We start from the raw sequence: 15,713 nt of genomic DNA, 5'->3' as shown, positions 1-15,713 counted from the left end.
TATATTGTCGGTGATATAATGAGTGATGGAATATCATATGAAGACGTAAAAGAGCATCATTATCTTTTTACGCTAGCCCCTGCTTTTATTTTAAAAATGATGGCAGGTACAAATTCAAACTTAGTTTCAAAGTTCAAATCAACGGTTCAATATTATATGGACGGATTGACAGATGAGCAGAAAAGCAAATTAGACATTATTTTGTCCAGCGATATCGATGATTTGCAGATTATCATGGACGAATCATATAGAAAAACAAAAAAAGAACAATATAAAATCCTGGCCGACCCTAAAAATAAGGAATTCATTAAAAAGAATCTTGATGAACTGAGAAAAATGATTTAATTTTAAAATATTTGAAATTAACAACAATATATCACCAAATTATATATAATCAAAAAAACATATACTACACTATGAAAGTTAAAGACGGAATCATCGGTTTATTGATTGGAGATGCCTTGGGCGTACCTGTAGAATTCAAATCAAGGGAATATCTAAGGGAAAATCCAATAACAGGAATGATTGGCGGAGGAACACATCATCAAAAGGCAGGAACCTGGTCTGATGATACATCACTGACGCTGGCCACTATGGCAAGCATCGTAAACAGGAAATGCATTGATTATGAAGACATTATGCAGGAGTTTTGCTATTGGCTCAAACAGGACAAATACTGTCAAAGAGCAAATTTTGACGTTGGAAATACGACAGCCGATGCTCTTTTCAATTATCTTGACGGAAACTCTGCATTGGAATGTGGAGGAAGAGGTGAGAGAAGCAACGGAAACGGATCATTGATGAGAATTATTCCTTTAGCATACATTCCAGATATCGATTATGAAACAATAGAAAACATATCCGCACTGACACACGCCCATAAACGGTCCAGAATCGCCTGCGTATTGTATATCGAAATTGCCAAATCAATGATTGAAAATAATGATTTACCCATAGAAGATTATGTTAAAAACGCAAGCGAAAAGATTATTGAATATTATGAAGGTTGCGAAGAACTGAAACACTTCAAAAGAATATTCAACGATGAACTGGATGATGAGGACACGATAAGCAGCGGAGGATATGTGCTTGACTCACTTGAAAGCAGCATCTTTTGCCTTAAAACCACTGACAGTTACAGGGATGCCGTGCTTAAGGCAGTGAATTTAGGCCGAGACACTGATACAACAGCGGCCATTTGCGGAGGCCTTGCAGGAATCTATTACGGATACGATGAAATTCCTGAAGAATGGATTGATGCAGTGGATAAAATTGATCAAGTGATTTCATTTTGCGAAGAATTCGAAAAATACTGTGATGAAGATTAACTCTTCATCATATTCATTAAATGAAATAATTTCAAATAATTCTATCACCATGACAATTAAAAAATTAAATATTGATTAGGATTTAAGTTAATTAAATATTAATGACCTGTCGAGAGTAACTTTCCATCTATTGTCTCAGTTAACAAAAAATAAGTTAAAATCATTGAGAAAAAAGGTATTAATTATAAAAATTTTCTAGTTTCTTTTAAAAATTCTTCGGCTTCAATGATTCTTTTTTTAGCTAATTTTTTATCGATATTATCAATAGCACTATAATCAGCATCTTCCCTATTTGATTGAGCATTTGAAAAATATTTATAAACATTATATTTAAAATCATCTTCATGAACATATTTTAAACTAAATAACTGAATTAAACCATTATGAGTTTTAGGAATATTACAGTCCTTCTTAATTAACAATGCTTTAGCACACAAATACATTGAATAATAAGATAAAGAAACAGAATCAGCATAACCTTCAATTTCATAATAAAGTTTTACTATGTTTTAATTTTGTTTCTGCCTTATCGACAAAAGCAATAATTTCTTTATCCTATTGAAACACCATCCCTTAAAACATTAGTTAAAAATGAAAAAGATTTGGTTTTATAAAATAACTCCTCACTCATCACATGCGCAGAAATTAACTCATTTTTATCATACATAATCCAAGCAATTTCATCAGCTATCATATCATCAATTTCCATATGATGATTAGATATAATTAAAATATCAATATCCGATTCTTCTGTATCCTCTCCACGGGCAACAGAACCAAACAGTATAATTTTTATAATATAATCTGATTTAATAGCTTCTGCAAATTCACGAGCAATTTCAACCCTATTATGCATGATAATCACCGATGAAATTAAATAATTTTATAGTTAATTATACATCCCAAATATTATTAAATCTTTTGAAAGTGCACATGTGTAAAAAAACACATCATTTATATATAGAAAAATCTTGTGTGTGATTCCTGATTTTTATATTCACTTAAAAGAGGATGGACTTTCAATATGAATTTTTCACATCCATCATAACTAGTCCTTTCAAACCAAGTGTGCTCATCAATAATCAGTTGAATATCCTCAAAATTACAATGACCCCAACTGTTATCATAGTCAATATCCAAATCTTCAGGATTATTGATAATTTTCCCTTTAAAAACAACAGTTACATCATCTAAATTCAAATCATATTCTTTTAAAATAGAAACACATTCATTCAGCAAATTAATTGAGTTATCAGTTTCAACCAACATGATTAATTAAACACTCTTCAGGTAATGATTAAGGTTTTAAGTAATTAAATATTCATGGCCTGTCGAGAGTAACCCACCTTCTGTTTTAACAGCATTCATCTTAGCGAACTACCTTGCCTACAACAGTGATCATCAGCAATTTTGCTCTTGCATCTTATGGGATAGCCGTTTCACCGATTCTTTTAATGTCCTCAATTAAATATCATCGTCAACCATTAAAAGCCGTGTCGTTTCTGCTCCATTGCCATGCCTCTCAGCATACATCTTTCAATGCCATAATCTGTATGATGGGCGGAGTTTCCTTAGTTAAAATAACCAGCAGCTGTCTTCAACTTGCCATGAAAATTTTAATTAAAAGTAGCAGGGCCTAGATTTGAACTAGGGATCTCGGGGTTATGAGCCCCGCGGGATCACCAGACTACCCCACCCTGCTATATAAAACAAAATAAATCGATATTAATATTATATTTAAGATAATATATAAAACTTTCGATGAAAATAAGAAAAGTTGAATTAATTTATTCAACTTTAATCGTGTTTGCAATATTATATCCATTATAACTTGACGTTATGATGTATTTTCCAGGTATCAGATTAATATTAAGGCTTGCAATACCGCTGGCATTAGTTACACGCGTATAAAAAACGCCATTTATATTGAAACCTATACTTTGATTTGCATATGCCAAACCTTTTGAATCCAGCAATTTAGCATGGAACTGGTCTGAACTGCCATAACTTTTAACCAAATTCTCTCCAAACAATACATCCAGCACGGAAATATTGTTGGATACCATGCATCCCCCTGATTCACATGTGATAACATAGTGTCCCGGACCTAAATTAATATTAAGTTTAGCAATTCCGCTGGAATTTGTAAAGCGAGTATACAAAACACCGTTGATGTTGAATGTGACGCTTACATTTTCACCGACAGCATTTCTATCATCGCCAATTATCTCAACGCAATACTGAGAATCGTTTCTATAATATTTGACCAGGTCCCTGTTGTTAACAATTCTAGGAAGTACCGTAATGTTGTTTGATAAACTCTGACCGGTCACATTATTGATTGCCGTTATCACATAACTACCCTGATTCAAGTTAATGTTGAGTTTTGCAAGGCCGTTATCTGCAACCTTACGGTCATACATGACTCCATTGATGTTAAAAGACACCCCAGTTCCTTTAGACAACAGATTGCCTTGTCCGTCACGGAAAGTGGCCCAATACTGGGAATCATTTCTAAAGACCTTAACCAGATTGCTTCCGTTGACAGTATCCCTGACTGTAACTGTGGAATTTACAGTGAATAAATTATAAGAAGTTGTTACATTATAAACTCCACTGTTTAAATTGATTGCAAGTGAAGCAATGCCCTGATTGTTGGTTTTTCTTGTGTATTCATTGCCATTGATGTTTATTAGAACCGTGGCATTTGCAATCGGATTGGAATTATCATCGGTCAAATTAACAATTAGGCGTTCATCCCCACCATAATATTTGGTTACATCATCCACACTCAGAATGACCTGATTGCCGCTTACGATTATCTCAACGGAAAGATTTTCATTATCAGCACATGCATATAAATAATATTTGCCCTCATCTGAAGATGAAAATAACCCGTCAGTCAAATTTCCTCCGGATGAAGAAATAAAAATATCCCTTTCAGGCATACTGGCCTTATTGTCCCCCAAATAAAAATCATATGAATATTCTGTTGATTTGTTTGTCTTTAAAACTGTTGAATCCACTGTAAGATTAAGCGTAATTACAGAAATAGGAATTTCCAGACGTCTGATGACATTTGACCAGTCAGGTGAGTTTTCACCCCACCAATTGCCGTCGATAGTTGAGTTGAAGTACTGTTCGAAATAATCGCTTAAAAAAATCGTGTCACGGCTATTATTAACGAATACATTGCTGTAAACGTCACCGACGCATCCTTCCAGATATATTGCTCCGCCTTCCTTTGCATAGTTGTTGATGAAAACATTGTTGAAAATGGTCATGTTGGCATATGCAGTGTGCATTCTTCCCTTGCAGACATGAATTGCCCCTCCGCAGTCACGGGCAGAATTGTTGACGAATAGACATTCGCTTACGTTAAGGGTTCCTATCCAATGGTAAATTGCACCTCCAAAACTTCCGTCAATATCATCATGTGCAGAATTATTGATAAAGGTACAGTTGAAGACAGTCAGAATGCCCCCATAATTTCTTACGGCTCCGCCATCCCTATGGGCATGATTGGCTATGAATGTGGAGTTCGTGATGCTCCCAGTTCCCTTATTTGACACTGCACCGGCGTCAATCATAGTCACATCATTTTCAACAAAGAGACAGGAATCAATTTCCAGTGTAGCACCCCTTACGCTTTCAACACAGCATGCATCTTCAGCATGATTATTGTAAAAGCTCAGATTGTAAAGATTTATGTCCTTAAAGTTCCATATTACCGTATCTGTACAGTTGACAAATTTCAAACCGGACAACGTGACATTATTGGCATTGTTGATAAAGATTTTTGGTCCCGTAAAGACAGCATTGCCATTTGCCTTAATGAGCAGATTATTGGACGTAACCCACAGATTAGTGTTGTTTGAACCGGTATACATACCCTCATTTATCAAAATTATATCATTATCTCCACTGTTGCCTAACGCCAAATTGAGATTGTTATACGGATCGTCAATAGTTCCCTGACCATCCACCATAGTGTTTGTACCTACATAATAAGTCTCATTATTTGCAGAAACCATAGGCAACATAAGTAAAAAAACAAATAAAAATAATATAAACATTTTCTTCATAACATAACCCCTTAATTATGATATGAATTAATGTTTATAACAAATAGTTTATAAAAATAGTGAAAAAAAGAGAATTATTTTTCTAAAGCTTCAATTCTCTTATCGATATCATTGAGTTTTTCTTCAGTAGCTTGCTGGAATTCCTGAGATGACTTTTTGAATTCCTGATAATCCTTGTCCAAAGCATCAACAGAACTTGTGGTCTCTTTAAATTTGGCTTCAAGCTCTTTTAAATCATCAGTAGTAGCAAGCGCCCAATCTTTAATCAGCTGATCGCTTTTCTCATCGAGAAATGCATCAAGTTTGTTGGAAAATGCATCGGTACTGATACCTGTGTCAAAATCGCTTAACTTGACTTTGATTCTATCGGTCATGGAACTGGATTCCTTTTCTTTTTTCAAATCAGCATATTCCGCATTATTGTTAAGCACTTCATTCATATGGGCATCAGCGCTTGTCGGAACATAGCTTTTGATTTTATCCATAGTCTTTGGACTGTTTAAAAGATAATAATAAACCAATACAATAATAGCTATTATTAAAATAATTACAGCAACAGCTTCAACAGCATCCATAATAACACCTATTTATTCCTATTGAGTTTTTTCTCTTTAGCTTCGATTTCCTTAAGCATTTTTTCCAATTTCTTTTGTTCGGTTTGTGCTTCTAATCTTGCTAACCTTTCATTAATCTCACTATGCAAGTAACCTATCTCATTTCTTACATCAGTAGTTGATTGTCTGATTGCTTTAAGAGAATCCTGCTGGTCTTGAGGTAATGGGATTGGATTATCCATTAATCTTTTAGATTCAATATCTTTTTCAACCATAGACATTTTTTTAAGTTGAATTTCTTTTTCAAGCATTGCAACAGACGTTTTTGCTTGAGCAACTCTTCTCCATTGAGCAACAACAATAATAATAACCAATGCAACAATAATCAATATTATTAATAAAAACATTTGATCAGGAATTGTTGGAATATCCATAAATTTACCTCCAATTTCATTTAGATATAATAAATATTTAAACCTTATTAAATATAAACATTTATTATTAAAGTGATATTTATGATTGATTCTTATATAAAAGCTGGAAAAATTGTATCAAAAATACGCACCGATGCATCAGAAATGATAAAGGAAGGATGCCTGGTCTTAGATTTGGTCGAATACGTTGAAGGAGAAATATTAAAACAGGATGCAGACATTGCATTTCCGTGCAACGTTTCAATTAACGAAGTTGCAGCACACTACACTTCCCCGGCAAATGATAAAACAGTCATTCATGCGGGAGATTTGGTTAAACTGGATTTGGGAGCTATGGTGAACGGATGCATAGCAGATTCAGCAGTTACAGTAATGGCTGACGGAAACATTGATGAAAGATTCACACAAGACCAGATCAATGAAAACCAGGAACTCATTGAAGCTTCAGCGGCAGGACTTGAGGCGGCCATTGCGACAGTCAGGGCAGGCGTCGAGCTTAACAAAATCGGCGCTGCAGTCCATGAGGCAATAAGCGATTTTGACTTTAATCCGATATTCAACCTTATGGGACACAGCCTGGAGCAATACAATCTGCATGCCGGAATTTCAGTACCTAATTATGACAATAACGATACTTTCAAACTGGATGAAGGTCAGGCTGTAGCTATCGAGCCATTTGCAACAACCGGAGTCGGCCATGTTAATGACGGGCCGGGACACTACATTTTCTCATATATTGCAAACAAGCCATTTAGGATGAAATCCACTCAGAAAGTCCTGAATTACATTCAAAAGAATAATCCGTACGTTCCGTTTTCAGGCAGATGGATTACTGACGAATTCGGAGAAAGACGTGGTGGAATTGCATTGAAACAGCTTTCAGAAGCAATGGCAATCTATCCATATGCGCCACTCAAAGAGAAAAAAGGTTGCTTTGTTTCACAAAAGGAACACACATTGATTGTAGAAAAAGAAGGCTGTACAGTTACAACATTATAGAAGAGTTTACCTCTTCATTACTTATTTTTTAAAAAAAAAGAAAAAGGAAAGAAGATTAGTATATTGTAGGGATACGTACACCCATTTTTGCTCTTCTTTCACGTTCTGCGGTGTTTTTGTCTTTTTTACCTTTAGCTAATTTTTCAAGTAAAGGAAGACCAGGTTTTACATCGTCCATTGGTTTTGCTTCGATTAAACCAGCGTCAACAGCAGCTTTAAAGATACTGTCACCATCGTCAGTTCTGGTTAAAACAGTAGACCAGCCGTCTGGTGAACCTACAGAACCGGTAGATACATCAGCCCATTCAGCAACGTAATCTTGACATACGTTACATCCAGCTTGTTCGTATCCGTGGGTATCTTTAATTGCTAAACCTTTGTCTTCACCGTCTTTGGTTAACCAGAATTTACCTTTACCGATGTCCATTTTACTAGCTTCGGTTAAGGAGTCAAATCCTAATTTAGCAGTTGCGAAAGTGTCAAGAGAAGCCATAGGGAAGTTTTCCATACAGTAGATACCGATGATTAAGTTTACTTTATCAGCGACAAATCTTGTGAATGGATAAGCTTTAGCTTTTCTTAAACCTTGTACTTGACATGGAGTTGCAACTACACCAACTTTTTCAAGACCGTATTGACGGGTAGCTTCTTTTAATACAGATAAAGTTGGGGACATGGAATATTTGGTTCCAGCAGCTGCGATAACTTCGTCTGAAGAAGTCACAACAGTAGGAACAGGCCTCCAATCTTCATCAGGAGTTCCAGCAACTACAGCACCTTCAATGATTCCTTCATCGAGTGCGTAACAGAGTAATGCAGAAACAATTCCTCCGTCTTGTGATACATCTAAGATCTTTTGTTCAGTAGATCTTGCAGATAATGCTTCTTTATAAGTACCTAATGGCATATCTATTCCTCCTAAAGTCCTGTTTCCTTTTTAATTCTTTCTGCAGGCAACCATGATCTTGGACACATTACGTAACAAGTTCCACACTTAATACATCTGTCTCTATCACAGCTTGGTCTACCTTCAGAATAGCCCATTGCCCTTGTTGGACAAGCTAGACCACAAGTTCCACATCCAGAACATAATCCTTGGCGGATTACGTTGGTTAATACATCACAACCGCATCCAGCGTTACATGCAGCTAAATCCATTGCAGGTTTTAAGTAATCTAAATCGCCTTCGCATATTGCTACAACGGTTTTTGCAATCATTTCAGGAGCTACTGGACAACCAGGGAGTGCTGCGTCAACTTTAACTAATGAACTAATAGGTAAGAATGATTCGTGTTTAGGTTGTGCTTGTTGACCACCACGTGCGTAGGTAGTGAAACAACCGGTTAGAGCACAAGATCCGAATGCAACAATTAAACCGGATTTTTTCCTTGCTTCTAAAAGTTCATGTACACTGTGTTCATCTTGTAAACAGACAGATCCTTCAATCAAACATACGTCCATTTCAGGCATTTCTTCAGCGAAAGTTCCGTGAATCCATTTATCGACTAAAGTTTGTCCGTATACAATATCAACCATATCAGTTAAAACGGTAGCTAAAATGTCATAATTTTCAGTTAAAGACATTGCATCACCAGTACAACCACTTAAGTGAATGTAACCGATACGAGGTTTTGCGGAAGCAGCTTCAGTTTTAGCAGGAGCTTCTGCTTTAACTTCTTCTTTAACAGGAGCAGCTTCAACTTTTTTTTCTACTTTTGGTTTTTCTGGTTCATCTGAACCGCCAAAAGCTTTTTTCAATTTATCAAACATTATTTTACCCCAATTTCATTTAAAATAATATCTATAGCTTTAGGAATTGCCTTTTCAACGGGTTCTGTTAAACCCATATCGACATCAGGAGTTGGAATTTCGGCAGGTTTGCATCCGACAATTACTACCTCACATTTTTCGGAAATCATTTGAAGAGGTTCTTCAACAGTCATTCCATGAGGGTTGTCATATTTTCCTACCTGCATTATGTTCGGGTCAAATACTTCAACGGTTCCAGGTTCTGCCTGAAACTCAACAACATCCAACACGATTAATTTTTTCCAATCATACTGATCGTATAACGGGAAGAAATTGGAAGGAGCTGCGGTTCCGCCATCAACAAACTGGACATTATCCGGCAATTCGACGCCTTCAAATTTTTCGTGTATATGACTTAGAATATCTTTATTAAAATCGTCTTCGACATATGAAGTTACAACCGGATCATAATAATCCTTAGTATCATTAAAATATTTCTGTAATATATTTATAAGAATAGGACCGAATCCGTCATCTTTAAACAATATGTTTCCACATCCAACCACAATAATATCAGAATTGTAAGGCATTTAATATTTCCTCCAAACTTAGATTCTCACCATTTCATTTTTAAGAATAGATTTGTCTTCATCGTCAACTACCATTACGTGAGTAGCACATGATAAACATGGGTCGTAAGCTCTGATAACATGTGGACCAAACTCGTGGTGGAATCCTTCTGTAGCAGGACCCATTGTTGGAATGTTCCAAGTAGTTGGTACAATTGCTGAGTAGAATGCGGTTTTACCGTCAACAACTTTTGCCATGTGTACATCAGTTCCTCTAGGACCTTCGATGACACCAAATCCAAGTTCGCCAGTTCCTCTTTTATCGTAACTTACATTTGCAGGTGCTGCAGGATCAATTGCGTCTAATGCTTCTAAACAAGCATTGTAGTTTTTCATCATTTCATCTGCACGTGCAACGTGTTGTGCGACTACACCTTTGTCTTTGAAACCTGCGAATTTTTCCATCCTTGCTCTAGGACCGGTTTCAACATTTACGCCTTCCCATAAAGGAATAACTGAACATGCTTTGGTTCCGAGTTCAGGATCATCATACCATGCTTCAGGCAATACTTCGGAGAATTTGTCCATGTCAAATTCGTTGGTACCGTAAGTTGCATCCATTGCCATTAATGGTTGGTTAACTACACCTAAATCGTTAGGTAAACCTGCTTCGAGGACACAGTTTTTGATGAATTCAATGTGTTCTTCGAGTTTTGGTTTGAATGCAGTCATTCTTTCGACTAATCTTTCTTTGGTGAATGGAGTAATGTTTCTTGCCATACCACCGACTCTAATATCAGATGGGTGAATACCTTCACCAGCAATCATTTCAACAACGTATTGAACAGTTTTTCTGACTTCACTTACACTGTTAACTGCATCTGCGAATTTGTCTTCAGGGACAACATCAGGTGCAACTAAGAAGTGGTGAATTGCTGCACTGTTAATACCGTGTGCTGCTGCGACAGCTTTTCTTAACAATTTAGCTGTTTTAGGAATTTCAATACCTAATGCCATATCCATTGCTTCAGCGGAAGCCAAAGTGTGTGGAATTGGACAGACCCCACAGATTCTTTGACATAAAACTGGAGCGGTTTCAGGTGCTTTGTTAAGAACCATCTTCTCTAAACCCCTAACAGGAGTTATACTTAGATACATACCTTTTGTAACAATCCCTTCATCGTCAACTTCCATGACCAATTCGGCATGACCTTCTTGACGAGTTGTAGGAGATATAACTACTCTATCTTTCAAATATGTCACCTTCTTTCGTAATTAAAAAATTTGTTATTTATAAATAACGATATATATATTTCTAAAATAACATTAATAAGTACTACTTTAAAAATTAAATAGTAAAATATATATAATAAAAAATCGGAGCCGAATCCTGCGAGCTTTTTTCAAAAATGACATACAAATTATTACTATAATGAAAAAAAGTAGTAAAAATTTTAGGTAAACCAAAAAAAGATAATGGGATGAAAAATAAAATAAAACAATGAAAAATAAATCAATATGAAAAATAATTTATAACGATGCAAAACCGATTAAAAATCACTAAAAGTAATACTGAGCAATACAAATATCAGAAAAATAATAAAAGTAATAAAAAAGTAATAACATTACTTGATTTCATTTAAAATTGATTCAACGGCTTCCGGTATAGCTTTCTCAACGGCATCGGACAGACCCAACTTTACATCGGGGGTTGAAATTTCACCAGGTTTGCAGCCCACTATGACAACTTCACAGCTTTCAGCCAGCTCATGAAGAGGTTCTTCAACAGACCAGGTATGAACATTTTCATATTTGTCCCTGGGCATCTCATAAGGCGAAAATGTCCTGACAGTACCAGGTTCGGCGTCAAACTCAACGACATCAACAACAATTACCTTTTCCCAGCACTCATCAGGAAGGGAAAATATGAAGTGTGTTGCACCATTGCCCGCATCGATGAATTTTACCTCACCGGTCAAATCAACATCTCTGACTTTAGCTTCAACTTCCTTGAGGACCTCCTTTGAAAATTCATTTTCAATATAGGAAATCACCATCGGATCAAAATCATCCTCAGTTTCATTTTCAAAATATTTCTCCAACAAGTTTACAACAATAGGACCGAACCCGTCATCTTTGAAAAGTATGTTTCCACTTCCAACAACTATGGTTTTAGCATGATAAGGCATTTCCAAAAATCCTCCTATTCCATAATCAATATAGTAAATTATTTATAACATAACTATTAAAATTTGTGTATTAAAAAACATTTAAGTATTTTAATAGACATAAAATTAATCAATTGTTGAAATTTAATTCAATACTTAAAAATATTATATAGGAGGTGCAATTATGGATAAAGCAAATTTAATTATTTCTATTATAATTGTATTATGTATTGCGACAGCAGTTGCAGCTTACGGTATAATAAATAATCAAGATGCAGTATTTTCAGATTTGGCAAGTATGGATTCCGGGTCTGGAAGTAGTGGTAGCGGAGGTATTGGAAATAATACAACCCACACAGGAACATCTACAGGTTCTGGAAGCGGGTCATCTAGTGGTGGAAGCGGATCAAGTTCAGGAACCGGCAGTGGATCAGGAACTGGTGGAGGTTCAGGTTCAGGCTCTGGCGGCGGATCCGGAGGAGGTTCTGGATCAGGAACAGTACACACATCCTCACAAATCAGGTCAATCGCAATGGATCATGTAGAAGTATCCGGATGTTATGCTGGAACTCCAACATATTCAGGTGGATACTGGTATGTTAATATTTATAACAGTACAGACGATACCATCGTAAGCAGTTTTGCTATAAACGATAGAACAGGTCATGTTGACCTTGCGTAAATTGAAAAATTTACCTTTCTATTTTTTTATTTTTATACTAATAAATAACTATATATAATAAGAAAAACAAAATAATTAATTGATGTTTATGAGGGCCCGTAGCCTAGCTGGATAGGGCGTCGGACTTCTAATCCGAAGACCCCGGGTTCAAATCCCGGCGGGTCCGCTTTCATAAAAACTTATTTTTTTATTGGAATATTACTTAACTCTAATTACATTATGGGCTTGTAGCCTAGTCTGGAAGGGCGTAAGACTCCTAATCTTAAGATCGAGGGTTCAAATCCCTCCAAGTCCGTTTTTAAAAATTATCCAAAGTAAGTATTTTAGGACTATTTTTCTCTTTAGCTTCCAAATCAAAATTGATTTCACCATATTTTCCCCCACCGCCAGGAGTGACATCAATCGTATTATTTCTAAATGCTTCAATTGCCTTGGAAACATTCAAATCAATTCGCTCAATATCAGAAATATCGGCATTAATCAATGCATCGATTTCACTTCCAAAAGCATCGACCAATTTCTGCCAGATATTCTGAACTGTCTTTGTCGTGACTCCCTTGCCATAGACTGTTGAAATAAGCTCAGCCAAAGGCATCAAATGAACATAAGGCGGTCTGAAATCAGGACTATGTGGCTCATCAAAATCAGATATTTCAGAAATCCTGTAATCAACACCTTTTTTAATTCTTCCCCCACAACCGCATTTCATTTTAGCTGACTTTGCAATTTCGGGATCAACCAATTTAAAGCATTTGGTACATGCAGTCATGTGATATTTTCCCAAGTTCGGCACAAGACCATAATTTGCTTTGATATCCGAATGTTTTATCGCATGTTTTATTGATGAAAATGAAATATCTTGAAGCTCCATCTGATTAAACTCACGACCCAACCTGTGCGGCCATGGAGAATGGGCATCGGAATTGCTTAAGAAAGTGAAGTCCTTCAGTTCCCCAACAGTATCTGCCATATAAGTGTCTGCTGAAAGACCCAGCTCCACAAAATCGACCTTTTTTTCATAACAGTCGTATATACTGTCAAAAGACTTGTACATTCCTGTCCACGGAGTAAATGCGTGGGCAGGACCAATCAGGCAATCATATTCACGCACAAGCTCCAAGATTTCAGCCCCATTCAAATTAGTTTTAGGCCTTCCATCAACATTCTTGTTTTTTGAGGGCAATTTTTCAGATATTTCACGTGCAATAGTAATATCAGGAATGATAATTAGATGATGAATCTTGTTCTTGCCTTCAATTTCAGTCGTTATGACAAAATCAGCATCATCAGTCGAATAAATTCCCTCGGCCGAATTAACTGTATTTTCTTCAATTATATCCAGCCATTTAGGATGAAGACCATCACCAGTCCCCAAAAGGCTTAAACCCTTAAGTTTGGCTTTAGGAGCAATATTTTTAATCAGCATATCCTTAGATGAAGCCATTGAAAAACAGCTGTGAATATGAAAATCCGCATTAACAAACATGATAATAAATATTAAATTGATTCATTAAAAATTTTTTTAAAATCAGAATATGAAACTCTTGAAGAAGGTTTTTTCAAATCAGTGTTAATGTCATCACTAACTGACTCGTCAAAGTCCTTTAAAAATAGATTAACCCTGCGAATTAAATCAATGATTTCTTCACGAGTAGTCGGATAAGCCAGCCTTAGAACAGGGATGTCTATTTGGCTTACAATACTGGCGGCAAGTGAATGTGCATTATTGCATCCGTTGCCGCAAAATAAAATAAGTTCATTTAAAACATCATACATAGGATTATATTTTGGTGGCCTTTGACCTAAAATAATGGCAGCATCTGTCTTATCCAACAAGGGAGCCAAAAGGGAAATACGTCCCCTGACGCCAGAGGGAGTTTCGCTGGACAGATTTACCCTAAAATCAGGATTTAAATTAAGTTCATTATCATATTTTGAAAAATTAGTCGGAGACAAATAAGTATGTCCATTCTTTTCAATCAACGGCACTATTATCATAGCGCCATCCGGAATAACTATAACATTCATGTAAAAAAAATAAAAATTGGATAATTATCCAATATATCTTAAGTCATCTGCATTGCCCGCATTGGCTCGATTAATCAGGTCTTGTTCCATTTGCTGAGCTTTAGCCAACATCTGTCTAGTTTCTTCAGCCCTTTCATCAAGTTTTTCTGTATTAATCTCAAAATTAAGCAATTCAGCTAATTTTAATAAGACGCCTTCAGCAGATTCTGCATCAATGAAATAACCTGGGGTTTCACCCAATAAACATGCCCCATATATCTGCCTGCGCATTCCTAAACCTAAAAACAGTCCTGAAGCACCGACGATTCCGCCGTCATTGGATCTCATTTCAACTCCAATTTCTTTTAAAAGTTCGACATGGGCTTCATCACTGGCCGCTCCAAGAACTCTTGGGTTTTCAACAGGCTGACCTGTAGGCACGCCACCTAAAGTGAAAATTCTGGAAATTCCATAAGGTTCTAAAAAGTCTAGGATTTCACTGCAAACAACATATTGGCCATCCGGAGATAAAGATTGGGTATTTCCGCCAATTATTATGATATCAACATTATCTTCTCCCAAATCACGAATGTAATACAGTTCATTGACCATATTCTCAATGATTCCGCCTTCACCGACCAAAACCTGTGGCGGGAAAGTTGGAGAATAGATTTCTGCAAATTTAGTTGCTTCAAGCTCGTCAATCATATGGTCTGCAACCAATTTACCTACATGACCAACGCCAGGTAAGGCTTCAATAAAAATAGGATTATCTAATTCTACTTCCTCTAAAATATTAATTTCAGCAGCTTTCATTTTTACTCCTTAATTCTTTTTTTAATATACGACGATACTTTCCGTATTTATCTTCAATAGAAAATTTTGGAGGATAAATAACTTTAAGTTCGCCTTTACATTTAGGGCATTTATCCTCTAAAGTATAAATTCCACATTCTGGACATTTATGCATTTTCATACTCATAAGAATCTAATCATCTAATTCTCTTAAAAATGAACCGTTTCCATCAGATTCTTCAACAACAGCAATACATCTATCAGCAGCTGCCTTATGTGCCTTTTCAGCAAGAATATAATCTGTGGATATAACAGTAATTCTGTATCTTGGAGCACCAACACA

At 36.0% G+C, this 15,713-nt stretch carries 19 protein-coding genes, 3 tRNA genes, 1 other RNA gene and 1 pseudogene; 6 read left to right on the top strand and 18 right to left on the bottom strand.

Going from position 1 to position 15,713, the window contains the following annotated elements; all coding sequences use genetic code 11:
- The first annotated feature begins 18 nt into the window (after positions 1-18).
- Positions 19-345 (top strand): hypothetical protein, encoded by a 327-nt coding sequence (locus ACKI2W_RS06340; protein WP_407380344.1) that lies wholly within the window; start codon positions 19-21, stop codon positions 343-345.
- A 71-nt stretch (positions 346-416) separates the two neighbouring features.
- On the top strand, positions 417-1,328 hold the full coding sequence (locus tag ACKI2W_RS06335) for an ADP-ribosylglycohydrolase family protein (protein WP_407380342.1): 912 nt from the start codon (positions 417-419) through the stop codon (positions 1,326-1,328).
- A 182-nt stretch (positions 1,329-1,510) separates the two neighbouring features.
- Here the strand turns inward: ACKI2W_RS06335 and ACKI2W_RS06330 are convergent, their stop codons facing one another.
- From ACKI2W_RS06330 to ACKI2W_RS06295, 8 genes are all read right to left on the bottom strand, one after another.
- Positions 1,511-1,813 (bottom strand): HEPN domain-containing protein, encoded by a 303-nt coding sequence (locus ACKI2W_RS06330; protein WP_407380403.1) that lies wholly within the window; start codon positions 1,811-1,813, stop codon positions 1,511-1,513.
- Positions 1,814-1,878: 65 nt separating this feature from the next.
- Complete coding sequence (locus ACKI2W_RS06325; RefSeq protein ID WP_407380340.1) at positions 1,879-2,184, bottom strand: nucleotidyltransferase domain-containing protein; 306 nt, start codon at positions 2,182-2,184, stop codon at positions 1,879-1,881.
- Between the two features lie 98 nt (positions 2,185-2,282).
- Positions 2,283-2,597 carry a hypothetical protein gene (locus ACKI2W_RS06320; protein ID WP_407380338.1) on the bottom strand — a complete coding sequence of 105 codons (315 nt, stop codon included), beginning with the start codon at positions 2,595-2,597 and terminating at the stop codon, positions 2,283-2,285.
- Between the two features lie 57 nt (positions 2,598-2,654).
- An RNA gene (gene rnpB / locus ACKI2W_RS06315) (RNase P RNA component) lies at positions 2,655-2,934 on the bottom strand.
- A 21-nt stretch (positions 2,935-2,955) separates the two neighbouring features.
- Positions 2,956-3,030 (bottom strand) — tRNA-Met (locus ACKI2W_RS06310).
- Between the two features lie 85 nt (positions 3,031-3,115).
- On the bottom strand, positions 3,116-5,413 hold the full coding sequence (locus ACKI2W_RS06305) for a hypothetical protein (protein ID WP_407380336.1): 2,298 nt from the start codon (positions 5,411-5,413) through the stop codon (positions 3,116-3,118).
- Between the two features lie 74 nt (positions 5,414-5,487).
- Positions 5,488-5,988, bottom strand: coding sequence for a hypothetical protein (locus ACKI2W_RS06300; protein WP_407380334.1), 501 nt, complete (start codon positions 5,986-5,988; stop codon positions 5,488-5,490).
- A gap of 8 nt (positions 5,989-5,996) precedes the next feature.
- Entirely contained in the window at positions 5,997-6,401 is a 405-nt protein-coding gene (locus ACKI2W_RS06295) for a hypothetical protein (RefSeq protein WP_407380332.1), read from the bottom strand.
- A gap of 81 nt (positions 6,402-6,482) precedes the next feature.
- Between ACKI2W_RS06295 and map the strand changes: the two genes are divergently transcribed.
- Entirely contained in the window at positions 6,483-7,400 is a 918-nt protein-coding gene (gene map / locus ACKI2W_RS06290; protein WP_407380330.1) for a type II methionyl aminopeptidase, read from the top strand.
- A 55-nt stretch (positions 7,401-7,455) separates the two neighbouring features.
- Here map and frhB read toward each other — a convergent pair whose 3' ends face one another.
- From frhB to frhD (ACKI2W_RS06265), 5 genes are all read right to left on the bottom strand, one after another.
- A complete protein-coding gene (gene frhB / locus ACKI2W_RS06285) occupies positions 7,456-8,307 on the bottom strand; it encodes a coenzyme F420 hydrogenase subunit beta (protein WP_407380328.1) in 852 nt (283 codons plus the stop codon).
- Positions 8,308-8,318: 11 nt separating this feature from the next.
- Positions 8,319-9,170, bottom strand: coding sequence for a coenzyme F420 hydrogenase subunit gamma (gene frhG, locus ACKI2W_RS06280; protein WP_407380326.1), 852 nt, complete (start codon positions 9,168-9,170; stop codon positions 8,319-8,321).
- Positions 9,170-9,739, bottom strand: a complete 570-nt coding sequence (gene frhD / locus ACKI2W_RS06275) for a coenzyme F420-reducing hydrogenase, FrhD protein (protein WP_407380324.1) — start codon at positions 9,737-9,739, stop codon at positions 9,170-9,172. The genes frhG and frhD (ACKI2W_RS06275) overlap by 1 nt, the downstream gene beginning before the upstream one ends.
- An 18-nt stretch (positions 9,740-9,757) precedes the next feature.
- Positions 9,758-10,972 carry a coenzyme F420 hydrogenase subunit alpha gene (gene frhA, locus ACKI2W_RS06270; protein WP_407380323.1) on the bottom strand — a complete coding sequence of 405 codons (1,215 nt, stop codon included), beginning with the start codon at positions 10,970-10,972 and terminating at the stop codon, positions 9,758-9,760.
- A 371-nt stretch (positions 10,973-11,343) separates the two neighbouring features.
- Positions 11,344-11,907 (bottom strand): coenzyme F420-reducing hydrogenase, FrhD protein, encoded by a 564-nt coding sequence (frhD, locus tag ACKI2W_RS06265; protein ID WP_407380401.1) that lies wholly within the window; start codon positions 11,905-11,907, stop codon positions 11,344-11,346.
- A 163-nt stretch (positions 11,908-12,070) separates the two neighbouring features.
- On the opposite strand from frhD (ACKI2W_RS06265), the gene ACKI2W_RS06260 reads away from it, so the two are divergent.
- From ACKI2W_RS06260 to ACKI2W_RS06250, 3 genes are all read left to right on the top strand, one after another.
- Positions 12,071-12,568, top strand: a complete 498-nt coding sequence (locus ACKI2W_RS06260) for an endoglucanase (RefSeq protein ID WP_407380322.1) — start codon at positions 12,071-12,073, stop codon at positions 12,566-12,568.
- Positions 12,569-12,660: 92 nt separating this feature from the next.
- Positions 12,661-12,734 (top strand) — tRNA-Arg (locus ACKI2W_RS06255).
- Between the two features lie 55 nt (positions 12,735-12,789).
- A tRNA-Arg gene (locus ACKI2W_RS06250) sits at positions 12,790-12,863 on the top strand.
- Positions 12,864-12,866: 3 nt separating this feature from the next.
- Here the strand turns inward: ACKI2W_RS06250 and ACKI2W_RS06245 are convergent.
- The 5 genes and pseudogenes from ACKI2W_RS06245 to ACKI2W_RS06225 form a co-directional block, all read right to left on the bottom strand.
- Positions 12,867-14,054: a TIGR00375 family protein gene (locus ACKI2W_RS06245; RefSeq protein ID WP_407380320.1), complete on the bottom strand. Its 1,188-nt coding sequence runs from the start codon at positions 14,052-14,054 to the stop codon at positions 12,867-12,869.
- Between the two features lie 11 nt (positions 14,055-14,065).
- A complete protein-coding gene (locus ACKI2W_RS06240) occupies positions 14,066-14,596 on the bottom strand; it encodes a DUF2112 family protein (RefSeq protein ID WP_407380318.1) in 531 nt (176 codons plus the stop codon).
- A gap of 24 nt (positions 14,597-14,620) precedes the next feature.
- A complete protein-coding gene (locus ACKI2W_RS06235) occupies positions 14,621-15,391 on the bottom strand; it encodes a proteasome assembly chaperone family protein (RefSeq protein WP_407380316.1) in 771 nt (256 codons plus the stop codon).
- Positions 15,378-15,557, bottom strand: a complete 180-nt coding sequence (locus tag ACKI2W_RS06230) for an RNA-protein complex protein Nop10 (protein WP_407380314.1) — start codon at positions 15,555-15,557, stop codon at positions 15,378-15,380. Before ACKI2W_RS06230 ends, ACKI2W_RS06235 begins: the two co-directional genes overlap by 14 nt.
- 6 nt (positions 15,558-15,563) lie before the next feature.
- A pseudogene (locus ACKI2W_RS06225) lies at positions 15,564-15,713 on the bottom strand (translation initiation factor IF-2 subunit alpha); the annotation flags it as partial.

This window comes from Methanobrevibacter sp. (assembly GCF_045603845.1).
Taxonomy (GTDB): domain Archaea; phylum Methanobacteriota; class Methanobacteria; order Methanobacteriales; family Methanobacteriaceae; genus Methanocatella.
Note: the sequence above shows the minus strand (reverse complement) of the source record. Positions and strands in the feature narration are given on the sequence as shown.

Coding starts and splice junctions, on each gene's coding strand:
- ACKI2W_RS06340 (WP_407380344.1), top strand. CDS start 19: ATGAGTGATGGAATATCATATGAAGACGTAAAAGAGCATCATTATCTT.
- ACKI2W_RS06335 (WP_407380342.1), top strand. CDS start 417: ATGAAAGTTAAAGACGGAATCATCGGTTTATTGATTGGAGATGCCTTG.
- ACKI2W_RS06325 (WP_407380340.1), bottom strand. CDS start 2,184: ATGCATAATAGGGTTGAAATTGCTCGTGAATTTGCAGAAGCTATTAAA.
- ACKI2W_RS06320 (WP_407380338.1), bottom strand. CDS start 2,597: ATGTTGGTTGAAACTGATAACTCAATTAATTTGCTGAATGAATGTGTT.
- ACKI2W_RS06305 (WP_407380336.1), bottom strand. CDS start 5,413: ATGAAGAAAATGTTTATATTATTTTTATTTGTTTTTTTACTTATGTTG.
- ACKI2W_RS06300 (WP_407380334.1), bottom strand. CDS start 5,988: ATGGATGCTGTTGAAGCTGTTGCTGTAATTATTTTAATAATAGCTATT.
- ACKI2W_RS06295 (WP_407380332.1), bottom strand. CDS start 6,401: ATGGATATTCCAACAATTCCTGATCAAATGTTTTTATTAATAATATTG.
- map (WP_407380330.1), top strand. CDS start 6,483: ATGATTGATTCTTATATAAAAGCTGGAAAAATTGTATCAAAAATACGC.
- frhB (WP_407380328.1), bottom strand. CDS start 8,307: ATGCCATTAGGTACTTATAAAGAAGCATTATCTGCAAGATCTACTGAA.
- frhG (WP_407380326.1), bottom strand. CDS start 9,170: ATGTTTGATAAATTGAAAAAAGCTTTTGGCGGTTCAGATGAACCAGAA.
- frhD (WP_407380324.1), bottom strand. CDS start 9,739: ATGCCTTACAATTCTGATATTATTGTGGTTGGATGTGGAAACATATTG.
- frhD (WP_407380401.1), bottom strand. CDS start 11,907: ATGCCTTATCATGCTAAAACCATAGTTGTTGGAAGTGGAAACATACTT.
- ACKI2W_RS06260 (WP_407380322.1), top strand. CDS start 12,071: ATGGATAAAGCAAATTTAATTATTTCTATTATAATTGTATTATGTATT.
- ACKI2W_RS06245 (WP_407380320.1), bottom strand. CDS start 14,054: ATGTTTGTTAATGCGGATTTTCATATTCACAGCTGTTTTTCAATGGCT.
- ACKI2W_RS06240 (WP_407380318.1), bottom strand. CDS start 14,596: ATGAATGTTATAGTTATTCCGGATGGCGCTATGATAATAGTGCCGTTG.
- ACKI2W_RS06235 (WP_407380316.1), bottom strand. CDS start 15,391: ATGAAAGCTGCTGAAATTAATATTTTAGAGGAAGTAGAATTAGATAAT.
- ACKI2W_RS06230 (WP_407380314.1), bottom strand. CDS start 15,557: ATGAGTATGAAAATGCATAAATGTCCAGAATGTGGAATTTATACTTTA.